The sequence below is a fragment of the Alicyclobacillus mali NBRC 102425 genome (assembly GCF_001570745.1).
GTDB lineage: Bacteria > Bacillota > Bacilli > Alicyclobacillales > Alicyclobacillaceae > Alicyclobacillus > Alicyclobacillus mali.
Genome location: NZ_BCSG01000030.1, coordinates 22721 through 40271 on the forward strand (window position 1 = coordinate 22721; position 17551 = coordinate 40271).

17 protein-coding genes are annotated in these 17551 nt (G+C 62.4%); 16 read left to right on the forward strand and 1 reads right to left on the reverse strand.

Annotated elements, in window-relative coordinates; genetic code table 11:
- Positions 1–9 precede the first annotated feature (9 nt).
- The 7 genes from AMA01_RS10655 (at position 10) to AMA01_RS10685 (ending at position 6620) form a co-directional block, all read left to right on the forward strand.
- Positions 10–663: a Bax inhibitor-1/YccA family protein gene (locus AMA01_RS10655; RefSeq protein ID WP_067850781.1), complete on the forward strand. Its 654-nt coding sequence runs from the start codon at positions 10–12 to the stop codon at positions 661–663.
- 166 nt (positions 664–829) lie between these two features.
- The gene (gene leuS, locus AMA01_RS10660; protein ID WP_067850783.1) at positions 830–3235 is read left to right on the forward strand and encodes a leucine--tRNA ligase; all 2406 of its coding nucleotides are present in this window, start codon (positions 830–832) and stop codon (positions 3233–3235) included.
- A gap of 42 nt (positions 3236–3277) precedes the next feature.
- Complete coding sequence (locus AMA01_RS10665; protein WP_231862923.1) at positions 3278–3976, forward strand: FadR/GntR family transcriptional regulator; 699 nt, start codon at positions 3278–3280, stop codon at positions 3974–3976.
- A 182-nt stretch (positions 3977–4158) separates the two neighbouring features.
- Positions 4159–4587: a hypothetical protein gene (locus AMA01_RS10670; RefSeq protein WP_067850832.1), complete on the forward strand. Its 429-nt coding sequence runs from the start codon at positions 4159–4161 to the stop codon at positions 4585–4587.
- Between the two features lie 179 nt (positions 4588–4766).
- Positions 4767–4970 (forward strand): hypothetical protein, encoded by a 204-nt coding sequence (locus tag AMA01_RS10675; protein WP_067850834.1) that lies wholly within the window; start codon positions 4767–4769, stop codon positions 4968–4970.
- A 34-nt stretch (positions 4971–5004) separates the two neighbouring features.
- On the forward strand, positions 5005–6123 hold the full coding sequence (gene ytvI, locus AMA01_RS10680; protein WP_231862927.1) for a sporulation integral membrane protein YtvI: 1119 nt from the start codon (positions 5005–5007) through the stop codon (positions 6121–6123).
- Positions 6120–6620, forward strand: a complete 501-nt coding sequence (locus AMA01_RS10685; protein ID WP_067850787.1) for a DUF402 domain-containing protein — start codon at positions 6120–6122, stop codon at positions 6618–6620. Before ytvI ends, AMA01_RS10685 begins: the two co-directional genes overlap by 4 nt.
- Here the strand turns inward: AMA01_RS10685 and AMA01_RS10690 are convergent.
- Positions 6591–7130: an RsfA family transcriptional regulator gene (locus AMA01_RS10690; RefSeq protein WP_067850789.1), complete on the reverse strand. Its 540-nt coding sequence runs from the start codon at positions 7128–7130 to the stop codon at positions 6591–6593. The genes AMA01_RS10685 and AMA01_RS10690 overlap by 30 nt on opposite strands.
- Before the next feature lie 165 nt (positions 7131–7295).
- Between AMA01_RS10690 and AMA01_RS10695 the strand changes: the two genes are divergently transcribed.
- From AMA01_RS10695 to AMA01_RS13940, 9 genes are all read left to right on the forward strand, one after another.
- The gene (locus tag AMA01_RS10695; RefSeq protein WP_067850791.1) at positions 7296–9578 is read left to right on the forward strand and encodes a DEAD/DEAH box helicase; all 2283 of its coding nucleotides are present in this window, start codon (positions 7296–7298) and stop codon (positions 9576–9578) included.
- 2 nt (positions 9579–9580) lie between these two features.
- The gene (locus AMA01_RS10700) at positions 9581–10834 is read left to right on the forward strand and encodes a ribonuclease H-like domain-containing protein (RefSeq protein WP_231862924.1); all 1254 of its coding nucleotides are present in this window, start codon (positions 9581–9583) and stop codon (positions 10832–10834) included.
- Positions 10835–10866: 32 nt separating this feature from the next.
- Positions 10867–11520, forward strand: coding sequence for a YktB family protein (locus AMA01_RS10705; protein ID WP_231862925.1), 654 nt, complete (start codon positions 10867–10869; stop codon positions 11518–11520).
- Positions 11521–11532: 12 nt separating this feature from the next.
- A complete protein-coding gene (locus AMA01_RS10710) occupies positions 11533–12984 on the forward strand; it encodes a bifunctional metallophosphatase/5'-nucleotidase (RefSeq protein ID WP_067850793.1) in 1452 nt (483 codons plus the stop codon).
- Positions 12972–13634 (forward strand): endonuclease III, encoded by a 663-nt coding sequence (gene nth / locus AMA01_RS10715; protein ID WP_067850795.1) that lies wholly within the window; start codon positions 12972–12974, stop codon positions 13632–13634. Before AMA01_RS10710 ends, nth begins: the two co-directional genes overlap by 13 nt.
- Before the next feature lie 17 nt (positions 13635–13651).
- Complete coding sequence (locus AMA01_RS10720) at positions 13652–14242, forward strand: DUF2140 family protein (protein ID WP_067850796.1); 591 nt, start codon at positions 13652–13654, stop codon at positions 14240–14242.
- Positions 14243–14323: 81 nt separating this feature from the next.
- The gene (locus AMA01_RS10725) at positions 14324–16123 is read left to right on the forward strand and encodes a spore germination protein (protein WP_067850798.1); all 1800 of its coding nucleotides are present in this window, start codon (positions 14324–14326) and stop codon (positions 16121–16123) included.
- Positions 16120–17244 carry a GerAB/ArcD/ProY family transporter gene (locus AMA01_RS10730; RefSeq protein ID WP_067850800.1) on the forward strand — a complete coding sequence of 375 codons (1125 nt, stop codon included), beginning with the start codon at positions 16120–16122 and terminating at the stop codon, positions 17242–17244. The genes AMA01_RS10725 and AMA01_RS10730 overlap by 4 nt, the downstream gene beginning before the upstream one ends.
- Positions 17237–17410 (forward strand): hypothetical protein, encoded by a 174-nt coding sequence (locus AMA01_RS13940; RefSeq protein WP_195867083.1) that lies wholly within the window; start codon positions 17237–17239, stop codon positions 17408–17410. The genes AMA01_RS10730 and AMA01_RS13940 overlap by 8 nt, the downstream gene beginning before the upstream one ends.
- Positions 17411–17551: the final 141 nt, after the last annotated feature.

Sequence of the window (17551 nt, forward strand, 5' to 3'; positions counted from 1 at the left end):
GGTGTTTCGATGCAGCAGACGTATACCATCACGCAAAACAAGATTTTGTCGCGCGTGTTTCTCGGGCTGTGCGTCTCCCTCGTGACGGCCGGGGTCGGCGTGGTCGTGGGCACGCGGCTGCCGTATGGGCTCACGCCCATCCTGTGGCTTGTCGAGCTTGGGATGATTATCTACGCGATGTTCCGCCAGTACACGCGCGCCATCGGCTATCCGTTCGTGTTCGCCTTCACGTTCATTTCGGGCATGACGTTGTCGTACGCGATTCTGTCGTACGCGTCTGTTTTCGGCATGGGGCTGGTTCTGAAGGCGTTGGCTGTGACGGCGGGCGCGTTCCTCGTTGCGTCGCTGGTCGCATCGCGCACGTCGATGGACTTCTCGTTCCTCGGCGGTTTCCTGATGATCGGCACCTTGGCGCTCCTTCTGATGGGCCTGGTGGCCATGTTCACGGGGTTTTCCTCGGCCGCGAGCTTGGTGTATGCATATCTCGGCGTGGCGATTTTCATCGGGTACGTCCTGTTTGACGTCAACCGGCTGGCCCAGTATGGCGTGGCGGAGCAGCACGTGCCTTGGATGGTTTTGTCGCTGTATCTCGACTTCATCAACCTGTTCCTGTTCATCCTCCGGCTGATGGGCATCATGAGCGGCGGGAGCGACCGGCGGTAAACGCCGCACAAAGCGGGGGCGCGCAGGCGCCCCTTTTTTATGAGCTGAGGCCGCGCGAAAAAGGCGGAAGTGGCATTCCGAGTATTTGGCGTCCTATAATACGGGACGAGAGTCTGCATGAGCGGAAGGCGGCCAGGCCGCAACCGATGGCACAGGAGGACAGCCGATGGAATATCGCCCACAAGAAATTGAACAAAAATGGAAGTCTAGGTGGCGTTCGCAAAGCGCGCACCGGGCTCGCGGGAAGAGCGGAAAACCAAAGTACTACTGCTTGGACATGTTTCCGTACCCGTCCGGGAGCGGCCTGCACGTGGGGCATTGGCGCGGATACACCATTTCCGACGTCTGGAGCCGCTACAAGAAGCTGCACGGCTATGAAATTCTCCATCCGATGGGATGGGACGCATTTGGCCTTCCCGCCGAAAACTACGCCATTCAAAATGGTATTCACCCGCGTATTGCCACCGAACAAAACATCGCCAACTTCAAGCGCCAGCTCGAAGAAATCGGCGCGATGTACGATTGGGATCGCGAGGTGAATACCACCGATCCGTCATTTTACAAGTGGACGCAGTACTTCTTTGTCAAAATGTTTGAGCGCGGCCTCGCCTATCGCAAGAAGATGCCCATCAACTGGTGTCCAAGCTGTAAAACCGGTCTGGCGAACGAAGAGGTGGTGGATGGCTGCTGCGAGCGGTGTGGTGCACCGGTCACGCGCCGCGAGATGGAGCAGTGGATGCTCAAGATCACCGACTATGCGGACCGGCTGCTGAACGACCTGGACAAGCTCGACTGGCCGGAGCACGTGAAGCGCATGCAGCGCGCCTGGATCGGCCGAAGCGAGGGCGCACGCATTCGCTTCCGACTCGTCGATCACGACGGCGAGATCGAGGTGTTCTCGACGCGGCCGGACACGATTTACGGCGCCACCTACATGGTGCTTGCGCCGGAGCACCCGCTCGTGTCTCGGATCACCGCGCCGGATCGGAAAGCGGAAGTCGAGGCGTACGTCGAACAGGCGCTTCGCAAGTCGAATATCGAGCGCCAGGTGGTGGACAAGACCAAGACGGGTGTGTTCACCGGCGCCTATGTCCAGCATCCGCTGCTTGACAAACGCCTGCCGGTGTGGATCGCCGACTACGTGCTGATGGACTACGGCACGGGTGCCATCATGGCGGTGCCGGCGCACGACGATCGCGACTTCGAATTTGCTGAGCAGTTTGGGCTCGAAATCGTCGAGGTGGTGCGCCCGCGGGATGGCGCGACGGAGCTTCCGTTCACCGGAGACGGCGTGCTCGTCAATTCGGGCGCGCTCGACGGGCTTTCGGTGGACGAGGCGAAGAAGCGGGCCATCGAGCTCATGGCGGCTGCGGGCCAGGCGGAGCCGGCAGTCTCCTATCGCCTGCGCGATTGGGTGTTCGCGCGCCAGCGCTACTGGGGCGAGCCGATTCCCATCGTCTATTGCGAGGTCTGCGGCACCGTGCCGGTGCCCGAAGACCAGCTCCCGGTGCTTCTGCCCGACGTGGAGCGATACGAGCCCACGGGCACCGGCGAGTCGCCGCTCGCCGCCATCGAGTCGTTCGTCAACACCACCTGTCCGAGATGCGGCGGCCCCGCCAAGCGCGAGACCGACACCATGCCGCAGTGGGCCGGATCGTGCTGGTACTTCCTGCGCTACGCGGATCCGCACAACGACAAGGCGCCGTTTTCGCGCGAAGCCGCCGATTACTGGCTGCCCGTCGATATGTACATCGGCGGCGTGGAGCACGCGGTGCTTCACCTGCTGTATTCTCGCTTTTACGTGAAGTTCATCCACGATCTCGGCCTGATCGACTTCGACGAGCCGTTTCAACGCCTGTTCACCCAGGGCATGATCACGCTGAACGGCGCGAAGATGTCCAAGTCGAAGGGCAACGTGGTGAATCCGGATGACATCATTGCGCGGCACGGCGTGGACGCGCTGCGTATGTACGAGATGTTCGTTGGCCCTCCTGAGGAAGAGGCCGAGTGGAGCACCAATGGCCTTGAGGGCGTCGCGCGCTTCCTGGCCCGTGTGTACCGCCTGTATGTACAGCACCTGGACAAACTGGTGCCGGAGCGCCAGTCCTTGACGAAGCTTCGCCATCGGTTCGTCGCGACGCTCACGGAGCGCATGGAGAGCTTCCGCCTCAACACCGCGGTGAGCGCGTTCATGGAGTACGTGAACAATCTTCAGCAGGAGGCGAAGGACGGGCTGGACCGGGCCACGCTGGAGACGCTCGCCATCGCCATCGCGCCCTTCACGCCGCATCTCGGCGAGGAGCTCTGGGAGATGCTTGGGCACACCGATTCGGTCTTCGAGCAGTCCTGGCCGACTTACGATGAGGCGTGGCTCCGCGACGACGAGGTCGAGATCGCCGTGCAGGTGAATGGCCGCGTCCGTGGGCGTTTGACCCTTCCGGCCGACATCAGCGCTGAGGACGCCATCGCTCGCGCGAAGGAACTTCCGGAAATCGGCGAGTGGCTCGAGGACAAGCAGGTGGTCAAAGAGGTGTTTGTCCCCGGGCGGATTGTCAATCTGGTCGTCAAGTGACGGGGCCGTCGGGCTGCGCTCGACCCGAAGGGAGAGGCGACCATGCGCGAAGCTTCGAGCAAGCTGTACATGGCGATCGCTGAGGAGATTCGAAGGCAGATCGAAGAGGGGGTATTTCGGCCGGGCGATCGCCTGCCGACTCTTCGGGAGCTCGCGGATCGGTTTGGCGTGAGCCGCGCCACGGTCCGCGAGGCCTTGAGCGCGCTGCGCGGTCAGGGGCTGGTCGAATTCCGCCACGGTATGGGCACCTATGTGCGAACGGCCTCAGTGGAGATGTGGATGCAGCCGCTGGACGCGGCGATCCTCCTCAGTTACGACAACGTGCGCGATCTCGTCGAGCTCCAGACGGCTGTGCTGGCGCAGATCGCGTACCGGGCAGCCGCAAAGCGCATGGCGTCTGACTACACCTCGTTGGCGCATGCGCTGTTTGAGCTCGAGGCTTCGCCGCGCCGCAGTGAGCACCGGATTGCGAGTGAACTGAAGTTCTTCAGCGTCCTGGCCGAGCTCAGCGGAAACCGTTTGCTTGAGAATGCCCTGCGTGTTCTGCAGGAGGCGCTGCGTTCGAGCCTTCGGCTTCTAAACCCCAAAATGGAACTCGGTGTTCAGGCGTGCCGTGCGATTTACAATGCGGTGCAGACAGGCCGGCCCGGCGACGCCCGGGACGCCGTGTACGCGTACGGCGAAGCCATTCTGAAAGCGATCGCGGACAAGAGAGGAAACGGGCACTCAGCAACGATGTGAGGTTCCTTTGCCGAGCTGTCTGTGGTATACTGATGATGTAAGCGCTATCAAAACGAATGCGCCGAAATACGAGGATCAACGAGGATGAAATAGATGAACTTGGCCTGTAAAACGGTGCGTGGTGATGCAGGATGAAGCGTAGAAGCCAGGAGACTCAGCGGACAAATGAAAGGTTGGTTTACGTGGGACACAAGCTGTTGATGGTCGCCTGCTCCGACGCAGACCGATGGTTTGTCGATAGGGCACTGGCTGCGGGGCTTGACGTCCGCTTGCTCGTCTGTTTCGAGGATGTTCAGCATAAAATGCGGGCGTGGCACCCGGAACGGCTGCTCGTCGTCCCGGCGCACAAGGCCAGCGTGACGGAAGCAGTGCGCACGGAGGGGTTCGAGGGGGCGCTTGTCTGCGAGCTCGAAGACCCGATTCGCACCGCGCTGGTGGTGCAGGCTATTCGCGATGCGAACGTCCCGCGCGTCGTGGTGATATCGCGCCATCCGGCGCGCACGCAGCTTTACACGAGATCGGGGGCGCACGACGTGCTTTGTGCGGACGACCGCGAACATCTCTGGTCCGCGTTCGCCCATGGCATGAACGTGCGGGAGCCCGCATCATGAGCTCAAGCCAGGAGAACGGCACAAATCAGTTTCGCCGCCGCAGCCTGCGACGGCGACATTTTTTGCTCTTGATCCCCTAATTCGCTCCATCTTGTCGAGCGCGTGGGACTTGTGTGGTATGATGAGAGTGATGTAGCAGTACCCTCTTTTCTCGCGAGATGGGAGGCATCGGATATCACATGTCCGTGCAGATCCGGATTCTGTTTTTTCTCATCGCCCTTTTCACCATGGGCGGCCTGGCCGCTGGTGCGGTTCTCATGGCGCAGGGCCATCACGGCTGGCTTTCCGCCGGGTGTTATGTCGTTGCGCTCTTGCTCGCCGGGGTGGGTTTCATGCTCCGCCGGCGCTTCGTGAAACCGATGGCGGTTGAAAGCCAGCAGTAAATCAGCCTTCGAAGGAGAGCTGCCGTTGCGACGTATGGCACGAGATGCCCAAATGCGCCGCTACCTATGGCGAGTGCTGGAAATCGTCATCTTGCTGGCGTTTATCGCCGCGTTCATTCTGGCGCTCGCATGCCTGATGCAGTACATCTTGCCGTTTGTCATCGGTTGGGTCTTCGCCATCCTGCTCATCCCTATTGTCCGATGGCTAGAGCGCCGCGGCTTGGCGCGGTTGTGGTCCGTCCTCTTGGTGCTCGGCGTGAGCGTGCTTCTCATTGTCGCCATTTCGGCGGGCATCATCATCGGCGCGCTGCGCGAGGCCACGTCGTTCGTCGCGCACAGCCAGGTGTTTTTCCGGGTACAGCTCTCGCAGGTCGAAAGCGAGATTGAAAACAGCGAATCGCTCTATGGACAACTTCCCCCTCAGGTGTCGAATGCGGTTCAGTCCGCGCTGACGCAGTTTGCGCATGGGCTGGAGGGCAGCGTTCACAAGATCATCACGGGGCTCATCGGTATCGTGACTCACCTCCCGGACACGCTGTTTATCGCCGTGATTTCAGTCGTGACCGCGTTTTTCATCCTGCAGCGGCGCGAGCGCATGGTGGCGCGTTTCTACCGGATGATGCCCCCGGGATGGGCGCCGAAGTTGAACGCCGTGTTTGAGGACATGGAGCGCGCCTTTCTCGGCACCATCCGTGTGCAGTTCATCCTGATGTGCCTGTCGATGTTCCTCGGCATGATAGGGATGTTTGTGCTCGGTTTCCCCTACGCCATTTTGCTCGGCATCCTGTTTGGCCTGTCGGGGCTCGTTCCCATCGTCGGATCGGCCATTCTCACTGTGCCGTGGGCCATCGTGGCGCTCATTACGGGGCATGTGGCAGTGGCCGTCAAAGTGTTGGCGCTCCAGGTCGTCATCTCGATCATTCGGCACGCCGTCGAGCCGAAGATCCTGGCAGACAGCGTGGGCCTGGATACGCTGGCGACGCTGTTCGGCTTGTACGTCGGCCTGAAAGTCATGGGCTTCATCGGGCTTTTCATCGGCCCGATTCTCCTCATTGGGGCGAAGGGACTCCTTCGCACGCGATTGTTCAGTGACTTTCTCCCCGCGGAGGCAGGTGCGGAACCTGTTCCAGATCCCGGAGGGGATGAAGGTTGAGGCTCATCAGCCTGCGGTCGGATGGAACCGTGCACCGAAGGTGGTCAGCGGCGGAGCCGGGGAGGTTTGGCGGATGGTGGATCCCGCCTGGAACGCTCGTGGAAGATGATGGCGGTTCGTGGAGTTCGCCCTATCCGGTGGCCGCCATCGCTTGGCCCAAAGCGTGGTTTCAGGTATTCGTGTTGCTCAAGACGGACTCGACCGATTACTACGTGAACATCTGTACGCCACCGTGTATAGGCGCGGACGTCGTGTGGATCGACCTCGATCTCGACGTGCGCGTGGAGGGTGGGCGCGTGTGGGTGGCTGACGAGGACGAGTTTCAGATGAGGAGTCGAGGGTATCCACGAGCCTGGTGCACCGCCGCGCAGCAGGCGGTCGTGGACGTGCAACACGCGGTAAAATTCGGCGCGCACCCGTTTCGGCCGTCGTATGCCGATGCGCTGCGCGCCGAGTGGATGCTTCGATCACGTCCCGGCGGAACGGTTCTCCGCTAGGAGTTTGCGCGCACGCTCCATGATGGCAAACAGCGTGCGCGAATCTTCCTCGAGTTGCTCGGGCGACAGCGGCACCTCCGGCCCTCCTTCGCGCAGTTGCGATTCGAGGGCGCGCACGCGCGCTTCCAGCTCGGCCTTCTCCTGCTCGATGGCCGACACATAGTCGCGTAACCTCTGATACTGTTCGTCGTACGTCTGCAAAAATCGAATAACTTCCTGCATGGACGCCGTAGGCGCGGCGCTCGCCTTCTGCGGCTGTGATTTCATGTGATAGGCTTTGCGCTCGGCCTTTGCCGCCTCAATCTCATCCCGGTATTGCTTGCGAATCACGCCGTTCCAACGGTATCCGCACGCCGCGGCCGTCCTGCCGAGTTGCTCGGCGGCCTCCTCAAACGCCTTCAGCTGGGTGCTGCCGGTGCGAATGTGTCGAAGCACCAGTTGCGCGAGGCGCTCATCGTCCTCAGGTGTCCACGCATCCGAGCGCACAGTGCTTTTCTCGACGGATGCCAAGGTGATTCCTCCCTTGTCTCAGTACTATACTTATGGCCATGGCGTAGACGTTTCATACGCATCCTACCTGTCGCTTTGCTACATGGTATGATTGAAATCTGATTTCGTGACTGAAGAGACAGGCGTTGCAGTTCGTTTCCTCTTGAGTCTCTCTCATAGAAGCGGATGATGCAGATGAACCTGGAACAGCTGTTGGATGAGTGGCGGCGCGACCCGCAGTTTCGAAATCAGGTCTCGGCCTGGCGCGTCGTGCCCGCGCGCATCGGGCGCTACGAAGATTTTCCCGCCGAGCTTCACCCGGAATTGCGCGCATCCCTGGCCGCGCGCGGAATCGAGCGATTGTACGCGCATCAGCGGGAGGCTTGGGACCTCATTCAGGCTGGCCGCGATGCCGTGATTGCGACGCCGACCGCCAGCGGCAAGACGCTGTGCTATAACCTGCCCGTGCTCCAGGCCATCCTGCGCGATCCCAGCGTGCGCGCGCTCTACGTGTTTCCCACCAAGGCGCTTGCACAGGACCAGGTGGCGGAATTGCACGATCTCGTCCGGAACCTGAAGACGTCGGTGCACACCTTCACCTACGATGGCGACACGCCGGTTCACGCGCGCCAGAAGATTCGTGAGGCGGGCCACATCGTCGTGACCAATCCCGATATGTTGCACGCCGCCATCCTACCGCACCACACCAAGTGGCTGCGGCTGTTCAAAAACTTGCGCTACGTCGTGATCGACGAGGCGCACATCTATCGCGGCGTGTTTGGCAGCCACGTGGCGAACGTCATTCGCCGGCTCCTGCGCATCGCGTCGTTCTACGGCGCACGCCCGCAGTTCATCTTCTGTTCCGCGACCATCGCCAATCCAGGTGAACTCACGTCCCGGCTCCTGGGGCGGGAGACGGCGGTCGTCTCCGAATCGGGCGCGCCGGAAGGCGAAAAGCACGTGATTTTGTACAATCCGCCTGTGGTCGATCCGTCGCTCGGCCTGCGCCAGTCGGCGCTGCGGGCGGCGAGGCGGCTCGGCGCGCGCTTGCTTCAACATGAAATTCCGACCATCCTCTTTACGCGCACGCGCAACCAGGTCGAGCTTTTGGCGTCCTATCTGCGGCGCGATGCGCGGGATCGCGTCCGATCCCGCATCGTCAGCTACCGCGGCGGCTATCTGCCGAACGAGCGCCGCGCGGTTGAACGGGGTCTGCGAGAAGGCCAGATCTTAGGCGTCGTCAGCACCAACGCGCTGGAACTCGGCGTCGACATTGGCTCCTTGCAGGCGGCCATCACGGTTGGCTATCCGGGCTCCGTGGCTTCCACCAGGCAGCAGATGGGGCGGGCCGGCCGCCGCAAGGGGACCTCCGCCGCCATTTTCGTAGCCACGAGTTCCGCGCTGGACCAGTGGATGGTGCGCCACCCTGAGGCCCTACTGGACGCGTCGCCCGAGGCGGCTCGCATCTACCCGGACAACCTCCTCATTCTGATGGACCATCTCAAATGCGCTGCCTACGAGCTGCCGTTTTCCGCGGACGAGCGGTTTGGCGTCGAGACGACGGAGGAGCTCCTCGGCTACTTGGTCGACACGCGCGTTTTGCACCGCGCCGCGGATGGCCGCTACTTTTACATGGCGGACGACATGCCGGCGCACGCCGTGTCCCTGCGCAGCGCCGCGCAGGAGAATGTCGTGATCGTCGATCAGTCCGCGCATCCACCGGTCGTCATCGGCGAGATGGACCGGTTCAGCGCGCTGACGATGCTGCACGAGGAGGCCATCTACCTGCATCAGTCGCAGATGTATCAGGTGGAAAAGCTGGACCTCGAGAACGGGAAGGCGTTTGTCCGCCCTGTGGACTGCGACTATTACACGGATGCGGAACTCGCCGTGCACCTGCAGGTGCTCGAGGAGAACCAACACACCGACGAGGGCCCGCTTCGCCATTACGCGGGCGATCTCGCCGTCCACGCGACGCCCACCCTGTTCAAGAAGATCAAGCTCGAGACGCACGAGAACGTCGGCTGGGGCAAGATCTATCTTCCGGAGGCGGAACTGCACACATCGGGCTACTGGGTGACGTTTGACCGATCCGGCTGGTCTGCATCGGACGACGAGTGGGAGGCGGCGCTCAAAGGCTTGGGGCACGTGCTCAAACAGGCCGTGGCGCTGCACGCCATGTGCGCGGCGTCCGACGTGCACGTCGCTGTCGAAGTGCGCGATCCGCAGTACGCACGGCCGTCCGTGTACGTGTACGACGCGTACCCAGGCGGCGTGGGCATCGCGGAGCGCGTGTACCGCGACCGTGATCAGATCTTTGCGACTGCGTTCGACATGTTGCAGGGCTGTCCGTGTGAGTGCGGATGCCCGAGTTGCGTCGGGCCGCCGACGAGCGGGGAGCCGCTCAGACAGTGGGTGGAGGCGCTCCTCGGCTCCGTCGCCGGGGCGGGCACACCGCGGGGGGCGTGACCATGGCGCGGAGTTTGTTGGACAAGCTGAAAGACCTCGAGCGAACCGCGGGGGTGCGCAGGTCGAGCGGCGAAGCTGCGCCAGCGGACGAGGCGCGCGATGCCGCACCCGCGGCGCAGTTGTGCAACGTCGAGAACCATCGCGAGGGCGAACTCGCCGAGGCCGGATTCCAAAAGCTTTCAACCCCCCATGGGCCGGTGTGGGTTCGGGAAACGGGCTTCGACCTCTGCACATCCTACGGAGACCGCCCGTTCGCCGATTTCCTTTCCTGCGATTTCGCCCGCCTGAGCCGGCTGGCCAAGGCCGACGTGGCGCCGGAGCGGATGATGTTTTACGACGTCGAGGCCACGGGGCTCGGGCACGGCGGAGGCACGGTGCCGTTTCTGCACGCCGTCGGCTACTTCGCCGACGATGAGTTCCGCGTGGCCCAGTACTTCGTGCCGGACTACGCGGCGGAGGCCGCGGTGGTGCGGCTTCTGGCAGACCGCTTCGGGCGAGACGGCAGCGTGATGGTCACGTACAACGGGAAGTCGTACGACTGGCCGCTGTTCGTGAATCGATGCGTGCTTTATGGCCTAATCCCTCCCGAGCCCGCGCACCTCGATCTGCTCCATCCTGCGCGCAGGCTGTGGAAGCGCGTGGTGGGGCGCATGAAGCTGGCGGATGTTGAAGCGTTGCTCGGCGTGAAGCGGGCTGGCGATTTGCCCGGCAGCGAGGCGCCACTTCGCTATTTCGCGTATGTTCAGGGGGCGCCGGTCGCCTCCATGGAAGACGTGTTTGCCCACAACCTCCGCGACGTCTGCACGTTGGCGCGTCTGGCGCTCGAGATTGCGGAAGCGCTGGAGGAGCGGCGGTCGTGGCCCCACGCGGCCCCGCACGTCGGGCTCGCGACGTGGTTCGACGCGTGGAGGGAGTGGGAGTCCGCGGACGCGCAGTTTCGCAGGGCCGTCGAGCAGGAGGACGCGGACTGGCGGGCCCGCTGGCTGTTCAGCCTTTTTCTGAAGCGCCGCGGCCAGTGGGACGAGGCGTGCGAGATCTGGCTGGAGCTCGCGAGGGACTTTCCGAATCGCCCCGAGCCACTCGTGGAGGCTGCCAAGTACTTCGAGCATCACCGTCGCGATCTCGCCAAGGCCTTGGAAGCTGCGCAGGCGGCACAGGCGCGGGTGGCGGAAGAATCTCGCGAACACGGCGAGATTGCGCGGCGACTGGAGCGCATTCGACGCAAGCTCAAACGGGGCGCGGCCTTGCCAGGCTGACGCGCGTCGTCTACTGTAGAGGGAGCATACTCGTGGGGAAGGTGCGGGCTGTGTTTGCAGGCTGGACCGCAGAAGATTTTGACGCGATGACGGAGCCGGGCCTCGGTCCGCGGATGGAGCAGATTCGGGCCCGGATTCAGCCGAAGTTCATCCAGTTGGCCGAACACTTTGAGCCGTGGCTGGCGGAGAAGCTCGGCGTGCCGATGCACACGCATGTGGCGAAGCACGCGCGCCGCACCGTCAATCCGCCTGAGAGCACGTGGGTCGCGTTCAGCTCGGATCCGCGGGGCTACAAGAAGCATCCGCATTTTCAGATCGGTCTCTTTGCCACGCACGTGTTCGCGGTGTTTGGCTATATCGACGAGGGCGTCGATAAGGCGGCGTTTGGCGCGCGCGTTTCCGCCGAGAGCGAAGACATATTTGCCATGCTGCCGGGCGATTTCGCCGTGATCGAAGACCACACCTCGCCGCATTTCAAGTTCGTGCGCGATCTCGGCGTGGACGGATTGCGTCGCGTCGGGGAACGATTGTCCGCCGTGAAGAAGGCAGAGATGCTTGTTGGCCGCACCATGCTCCGCGACGATGCGGTGCGCATGACGGGCGAGGCCTTCGTGCGGTGGGTGGAAGCGGCGTTCACGCCCGCGTGCGCGCTGTACAAAACGGCTCGATCCATCGCCCAGGACTAGCGGGGTGTCGACGTGCGCATTCACTTGCTTCACATGAACGACCTCCACAGTCGGCTTGAAAACCACATGCGCATTGGGGCGAAGATCCGCGCGCTGAGAACCGAGTTCGACCGGATAGGCGAAGCGTCGCTCACGTTCGATCTCGGCGACGTGCTGGACCGCGTGCGGCCGGAGACCGAGGCGACGTGCGGCCTGCTGAACGCGGATCTCATGCGCGCGCTCGGCGTGGACGGTTGGGTCTTTGGCAACAACGAGGGCCTCACCATTCCGGTGGAGCGATGGGAGGAACTCGTCGTCCGGTCCGGCGCCATCGCGTATGGCACGAACCTGCGGCGCCCGGGCGGACGACCATTTGCCTTCTTTCGCGACACGCACGTGTACGAGGTGGGCGGGATGCGCATCGGCGCGTTCGGCCTGACGCCGAACTACGACTTGCCCTATCACATGCTCGGCGTCGAGGCGCTGGACCCGCTTGCGGCCGCTCGAAGGGCTGTGAATGACCTTGTGATGCAGCGGGTGGACGCGATTGTATGTCTTTCTCACATGGGCCTTCGCTTTGACCGGGCGTTGGCGCGGGAGCTTCCGCAGATCACCTGCATTCTCGGCGGTCACACCCACGAGACCATGCTCGAGGCGGAGTACGTCGGCCATACCGCCGTCTTTCAGCCCGGAAAGCACGGATTTTCCTTCGGGCACACGGTCCTCGAGCGCTCGGGCGGGCGCGTGGCGGCGCGCTCGGAACGGATCCCCGTCGAACCCTGGGAGCCGCTGGACGCCCGCATGATGCAGGTGTACGCCCGAGAGCACGCGTTCGTCGAACGGCAGCTGGGGCGTGCCGTGGCGGACTTGTCCGATCGGCTGCAGCTCGAGTATGAGAACGAGTGCACCTTCGCCAATCTGCTCACGGACATCCTGTACGACGCATTCGAGGGCGATCTCGCCCTCATGATGGCGGGAGCGCTCAACGCGAGCCTGTTGCCCGGCGCCATCACCATGGAGCACGTGCTCGGCGCGTGCCCGACGCCCACTCGGCCCATCGTCGTGACCATGCGCGGGGCGGACATCCTCGAGGCCATCGATCTCGCCCTGAAGCCCGAAATCCACAATCGCCAGGGAATCGGCTTCGGATTTCGCGGCGGCAGAATTGGCTTGCTCGCCATCTCCGGGGCGTTGGCCGAGATCGAGCGCCGGGCGAATGGGCGGGGGGTGCGCCGCGTCGTGCTCGGCGGGCGGCCGCTCGAGCCGGACCGCGACTACCGCGTCATCACCTGCGAGTATCTGTGGCTGTCTCCCGTGTTTCCGCCGTTTCGCCGCGCACGAGACGTGACCTACCAGCGCCCGTTGGTGCGGGAGCTTCTCATTGAGCACATCGGCGATCCCGGCCGCGTGGAGCGGGCCCGGCTTCCGCGCTATGAGGTCGTGGATCCGGTGAAAGGGAGGGCGAACGGCGCATGGCCGAGCTAGATCGCGAAACGTCGGTGCGCATTGTGGAGCGGCTCCTCGAGGCGTACCCCGACGCGCGCTGCCAGCTTCACTTCACGACGCCGTTTGAACTGCTCGTGGCGACCATGCTGTCGGCGCAGTGCACGGACGAGCGCGTCAACATGGTCACCCCGAGGCTGTTCGCGAAGTACCGCGGGCCCGAGGCGTTTGCGAAGGCGACCCCCGACGAGGTCGCGGAAGACATCCGCGAAGTGGGGTTATTTCGGTCCAAGTCCAAGCATATCGTGGAGACGGCGCGCATCCTCGTCGAAGCGTATGGCGGCGAGGTGCCGAACAGCCGAGATCGCCTGATGGAACTGCCTGGCGTCGGGCGGAAGACGGCCAACGTCGTTGTGTCCAACGCCTACGGCGTGCCCGCGTTTGCTGTGGACACGCATGTGCAGCGCGTGACCAATCGCATCGGTCTCGCGCATTCGAGCGATCCGCTGAAGACCGAGCAGCAGGTGTGCGCGAAGCTGCCGCCTGAACTGTGGACCAAGGCGCATCACGCGCTCATCCTGCACGGCAGGCGGGTATGCACCGCGCGCAAGCCGAAGTGCCACAACTGCCCCGTGGCGGATCTGTGTCAGTACGCGCGCAGTCAGGCGCAGCCAAAGGCGGAAGAAGGGTGACGGAGGGAGGCAGTCCGATGTGGAAGCGGCTTTTCATTGTGCTTGCCGCGTTCGATCTGCTCGCCGTGATCGCGGGACTCCTCGTGTGGACCGGCCTGCCCAGGTCCGGTAATACGACGTCCCCGGCCGTCCCCGTGCCCGCGAACGCGCCCACCGTCCAGGTGGATATCGGAGCCGACGCCATCAACGCCTACCTCGCGTACGCCATTGCGCACGATCCCGAGATCGGCCGCGTGCTCGACGCCGCGAGCGTCCAATTCGGCAATACGTGGGTGTGCAACTTTGGCGTCAAGGTGCTCGATCACGACCTGCCCATGCAGTTCGTCGTGACGCCCATCGTGCAAAGCGGGAATCTCATTCTGCACGTCGACAGCGCGCAACTGTCGTTCCTCCCCATCCCGCGCTCCGTCGTGTTCTCCGTTCTCGAGCGCGCTTCGCTGCCAAGCTGGGTCGAGATCGACGGCTCGTCCCAGAACATCGCCTTGAACTTCAGCGAGCGGCCCGCCAAGCCGTTTGCCGTTCGCGTCGTGCAATACTCGCCTTCCGCACAGAAACTCTCCCTGAATCTTGCGATCCCGCCCCAAACCCTCTCTCAACAGGCGCCATGACCTTCAGTGACTTCGGATAACTTCCGCCTCCTGGAGCAAGCTAAATGTGCGAGGAACCTGTTCGCATAGGAGGTTGCTCCAGTGGATGTGGGAGTTGGAGGCGCGCTGAAACGGCTCTTGACCGTCGATGACACCGTGCTGAACGACGATTTCTCCTTGTCGAGCGACGACGATGACCCGGATGCTGACAAGTACAGCGACGAGCCCGACGTGGAGTCGGTCAACTTCACGACGGCGGAAAACAAGATGGACACTGCCAAAAAACCGGTGTCCATGCGTTCTTTTCTGCGGCGCGCAGAGCGGGAATACGACGAGGCCGTCGAAAAGGCGCACGCCGGTCAGCAGGACAAAATCGAGCTCGATCTCGACGACATGAAGCGCCGCCTTTCCCGCTTCTTTCACCTGCCACAAAACAAGGATATCGTGATCCGCGAGTTTGCCGTCGGGGTCGAGGGCCGCGCTCCGTGGCGCGGGATGGTCGTCTACGTCGACGGATTGGTGGACAAGAACGTCATCAACTGGGCCATCCTTGAGCCTCTGATGGTGTGGTCGCACTTGGCGGACGATCCGAAGCGGGCGCTCACGTACGTGGTCGACCACCTCGTTCCCGGGCACCAGACGCAGCTCATCGAGAAGTGGTCCGAGGTCGTGTTCAATGTCCTGGCCGGATCGACCGTCGTGTTCCTGGACCGGTGCGACGCGGCGCTCGTCGTCGAGTCGAAGGGATGGGAGCACCGAAGCGTCAGCACGCCCAAGATGGAAAACGTGGTCCGCGGATCGCAGGACGCGTTCACCGAAAACTTCCGCACCAACACCGGCCTGATCCGCATGCGGCTCCGCTCCGAGCATTTGGTGACCGAAATTCACGCCGTCGGCAACCTCGCGAAGACGGATGTCGCCATCATGTACATCCATGGCGTGACGAATCCGAAGCTCGTGAAGGAAGTCCGCCGGCGCATCTCGGATATTGACGTCGACTACGTGCTCGACGCGGGGATGCTGGAACAGTTCATCGAAGATCGCCCGAGCATGATGATTCCGCAGGTGCTCGTGACGGAGAGGCCGGATCGCGTGGCGGCGATGCTGGCGGAAGGATATGTTGCGATCTTCGTCGGGCACAGCCCGGTCGCCATCATCGTGCCGGTGGTGCTTTGGTCGCTCATGCACACGTCCGAAGACACGAATCTGCGGATTGTTCCGGGGACGTTTATTCGCGTGATTCGCTGGGTGGCTCTGCTCACTGCCCTACTGTTGCCGGGGCTGTACATTGCGGTGACCAATTATCACTCGGAAATGTTGCCGACGGACCTGATGCTGGCCATCGCGGGAAGCCGGGAACAGGTTCCGTTCCCGGTGGTGGTCGAAGTGTTGTTGATGGAATTCGCCATAGAGCTCATCCGGGAGGCCGGAATTCGCATCCCTTCGGTGATTGGTCCGACAATTGGAATTGTTGGCGCTTTGATCATAGGGCAGTCGGCTGTCCAGGCCGGGATCGTCAGTCCGCTGCTCGTCATCGTGGTGGCGACGACGGCGCTGGCTTCGTTCACGGTGCCGAACTATGAGCTGAGCATGGCGGTGCGCATTCTCCGCTTCGCGTTTCTCATCGCGGGGGCGGTGCTCGGGTTTTACGGCATCGCCATTCTGTTCGTGGTCTACGTCGTGCGGCTCTCCATGCTGAAGTCGTTTGGCGTACCATTCCTGTCGCCCGTGGCGCCCATCAGCGGCGCGGCGAGAGATGTCCTGGTGCGCGGCCCCATCTGGGGCATGAACAAGCGCCCAGCGTTTCTGAACACGCTGAGAAGTTGGAGGCAGAACCCCATGACGAGACCTTGGTCGGCCGCGACACGAAGAGAAGCAGGAGAGGGGGACGGCAACACATGAGCCAGTCCGGCAAGAGGGACGCGAAGGTCCCGGCTGCTGAAATGACCGCGATGCTTATCATTTTTGTGGCCACCAACGCGTTTCTCACGTACCCGCGCTACATCAGCTTCAGCGCGTACGAGGCGGCGTGGATGGAGCCTATCTTTTCCGGCGCTTTGACTTTGGCACTGTTCTACCTGGTTGAATGGATCATGAGGAAGTACTTTCAAAATCTTGACATTGTCGAGATCGCCAAAGAGGTGTTCGGGCGATTCGGAGCCATCTGCATTGCACTTCTGTTTGCGATGTACTTCCTGTGTTCGACAGCCGCAGTGATGCGGGAATTCACGGAGAACGTGGTGAGCACCGTGCTTCCGTCAACGCCATTGCTGCTCGTCGGAGCGGTGTTCATGTTTGCGGTCGGGTACATTGCGTACGCAGGCATCGAGGGCATTTGCCGCACGGCATTCATTTTCCTGCCCATCCTCCTCGTGGGGCTGGTCGGCGTGTGTCTGATGACGGTGAACTGGTGGCGCCCATATCTCTTGCTGCCCCTGTGGGGCACAGGGCCGGTGCGTGTCATGATGGGTGCCATGCAGTATAGTTCCATATTCGCCAATGTGCTGCTGTTGACGATTATCTTCCCGCACGTCAACAACCCGCGCAAGATGCGCCGCATTGGCGCGGTGAGCATCATTGTATCGACGCTGCTGCTCGTGTTTCTGGTGCTGTCGTACCACATGGTATTCCCGGCGGCCGAGACCGGGAAGACGTCGTTCGCGCTCTACCGCTTGGCGCGCATGATCCACATGGGGCCTTTTTTCCAACGGCTTGAGAGCATCTTCATCTTCCTGTGGGTCACGGCGGCCACTGTGCGGATGGCGGTCACCATGTGGGGCTCCGCGTATCTCTTGGCGAAGGCGTTCAGTTGGCCCACCTACCGGCCGGCGGTTCCCGCCATCGTCCTGCTGTCGTTCTCACTCGGCATGTGGCCGCAGAACTGGATGGACGTGATCGAATTCGACGGAACGTACTTGCTCAAATGGGGCTGGATTGTGGTGTTCGCGATCCCGGTGGCCGTGCTCCTCAGTGGCTGGGTGAAACGATCCCGCCACCGTCACAGGAGGGTTCGACATGTTTAAGTACCTGTTTGCGATGGTCATACCCGTGTGCATCTTCATTTACACGTTATCGTTCATGCGCTGGGCGGGGCGAAAGAGCGGCGCGGTGGCGTCGGTATCTGCCGGCGCCTTGGCCATCATTTCGTTGCTGGTCTCGGGGGCGACGCTCTGGAGAGTGTTGACGTGAACGAGGGGGATACAGACAGCCTAGGTCTGTGCGAAATTCACGACAGTCGTGTCGTGAGAATCGAATGCCGTCGTTCGATTCCTGTTTCGATACTGGGTACGTTCTCAGCTATAAACTGAGATCGATTCTTTGAATTCCATA

Bases quoted from the DNA above. Each gene is read 5' to 3' on its own strand.
- AMA01_RS10655 (WP_067850781.1), top strand. From the start codon at position 10: ATGCAGCAGACGTATACCATCACGCAAAACAAGATTTTGTCGCGCGTG.
- leuS (WP_067850783.1), top strand. From the start codon at position 830: ATGGAATATCGCCCACAAGAAATTGAACAAAAATGGAAGTCTAGGTGG.
- AMA01_RS10665 (WP_231862923.1), top strand. From the start codon at position 3,278: ATGCGCGAAGCTTCGAGCAAGCTGTACATGGCGATCGCTGAGGAGATT.
- AMA01_RS10675 (WP_067850834.1), top strand. From the start codon at position 4,767: ATGTCCGTGCAGATCCGGATTCTGTTTTTTCTCATCGCCCTTTTCACC.
- ytvI (WP_231862927.1), top strand. From the start codon at position 5,005: ATGGCACGAGATGCCCAAATGCGCCGCTACCTATGGCGAGTGCTGGAA.
- AMA01_RS10695 (WP_067850791.1), top strand. From the start codon at position 7,296: ATGATGCAGATGAACCTGGAACAGCTGTTGGATGAGTGGCGGCGCGAC.
- AMA01_RS10700 (WP_231862924.1), top strand. From the start codon at position 9,581: ATGGCGCGGAGTTTGTTGGACAAGCTGAAAGACCTCGAGCGAACCGCG.
- nth (WP_067850795.1), top strand. From the start codon at position 12,972: ATGGCCGAGCTAGATCGCGAAACGTCGGTGCGCATTGTGGAGCGGCTC.
- AMA01_RS10720 (WP_067850796.1), top strand. From the start codon at position 13,652: ATGTGGAAGCGGCTTTTCATTGTGCTTGCCGCGTTCGATCTGCTCGCC.
- AMA01_RS10730 (WP_067850800.1), top strand. From the start codon at position 16,120: ATGAGCCAGTCCGGCAAGAGGGACGCGAAGGTCCCGGCTGCTGAAATG.
- AMA01_RS13940 (WP_195867083.1), top strand. From the start codon at position 17,237: ATGTTTAAGTACCTGTTTGCGATGGTCATACCCGTGTGCATCTTCATT.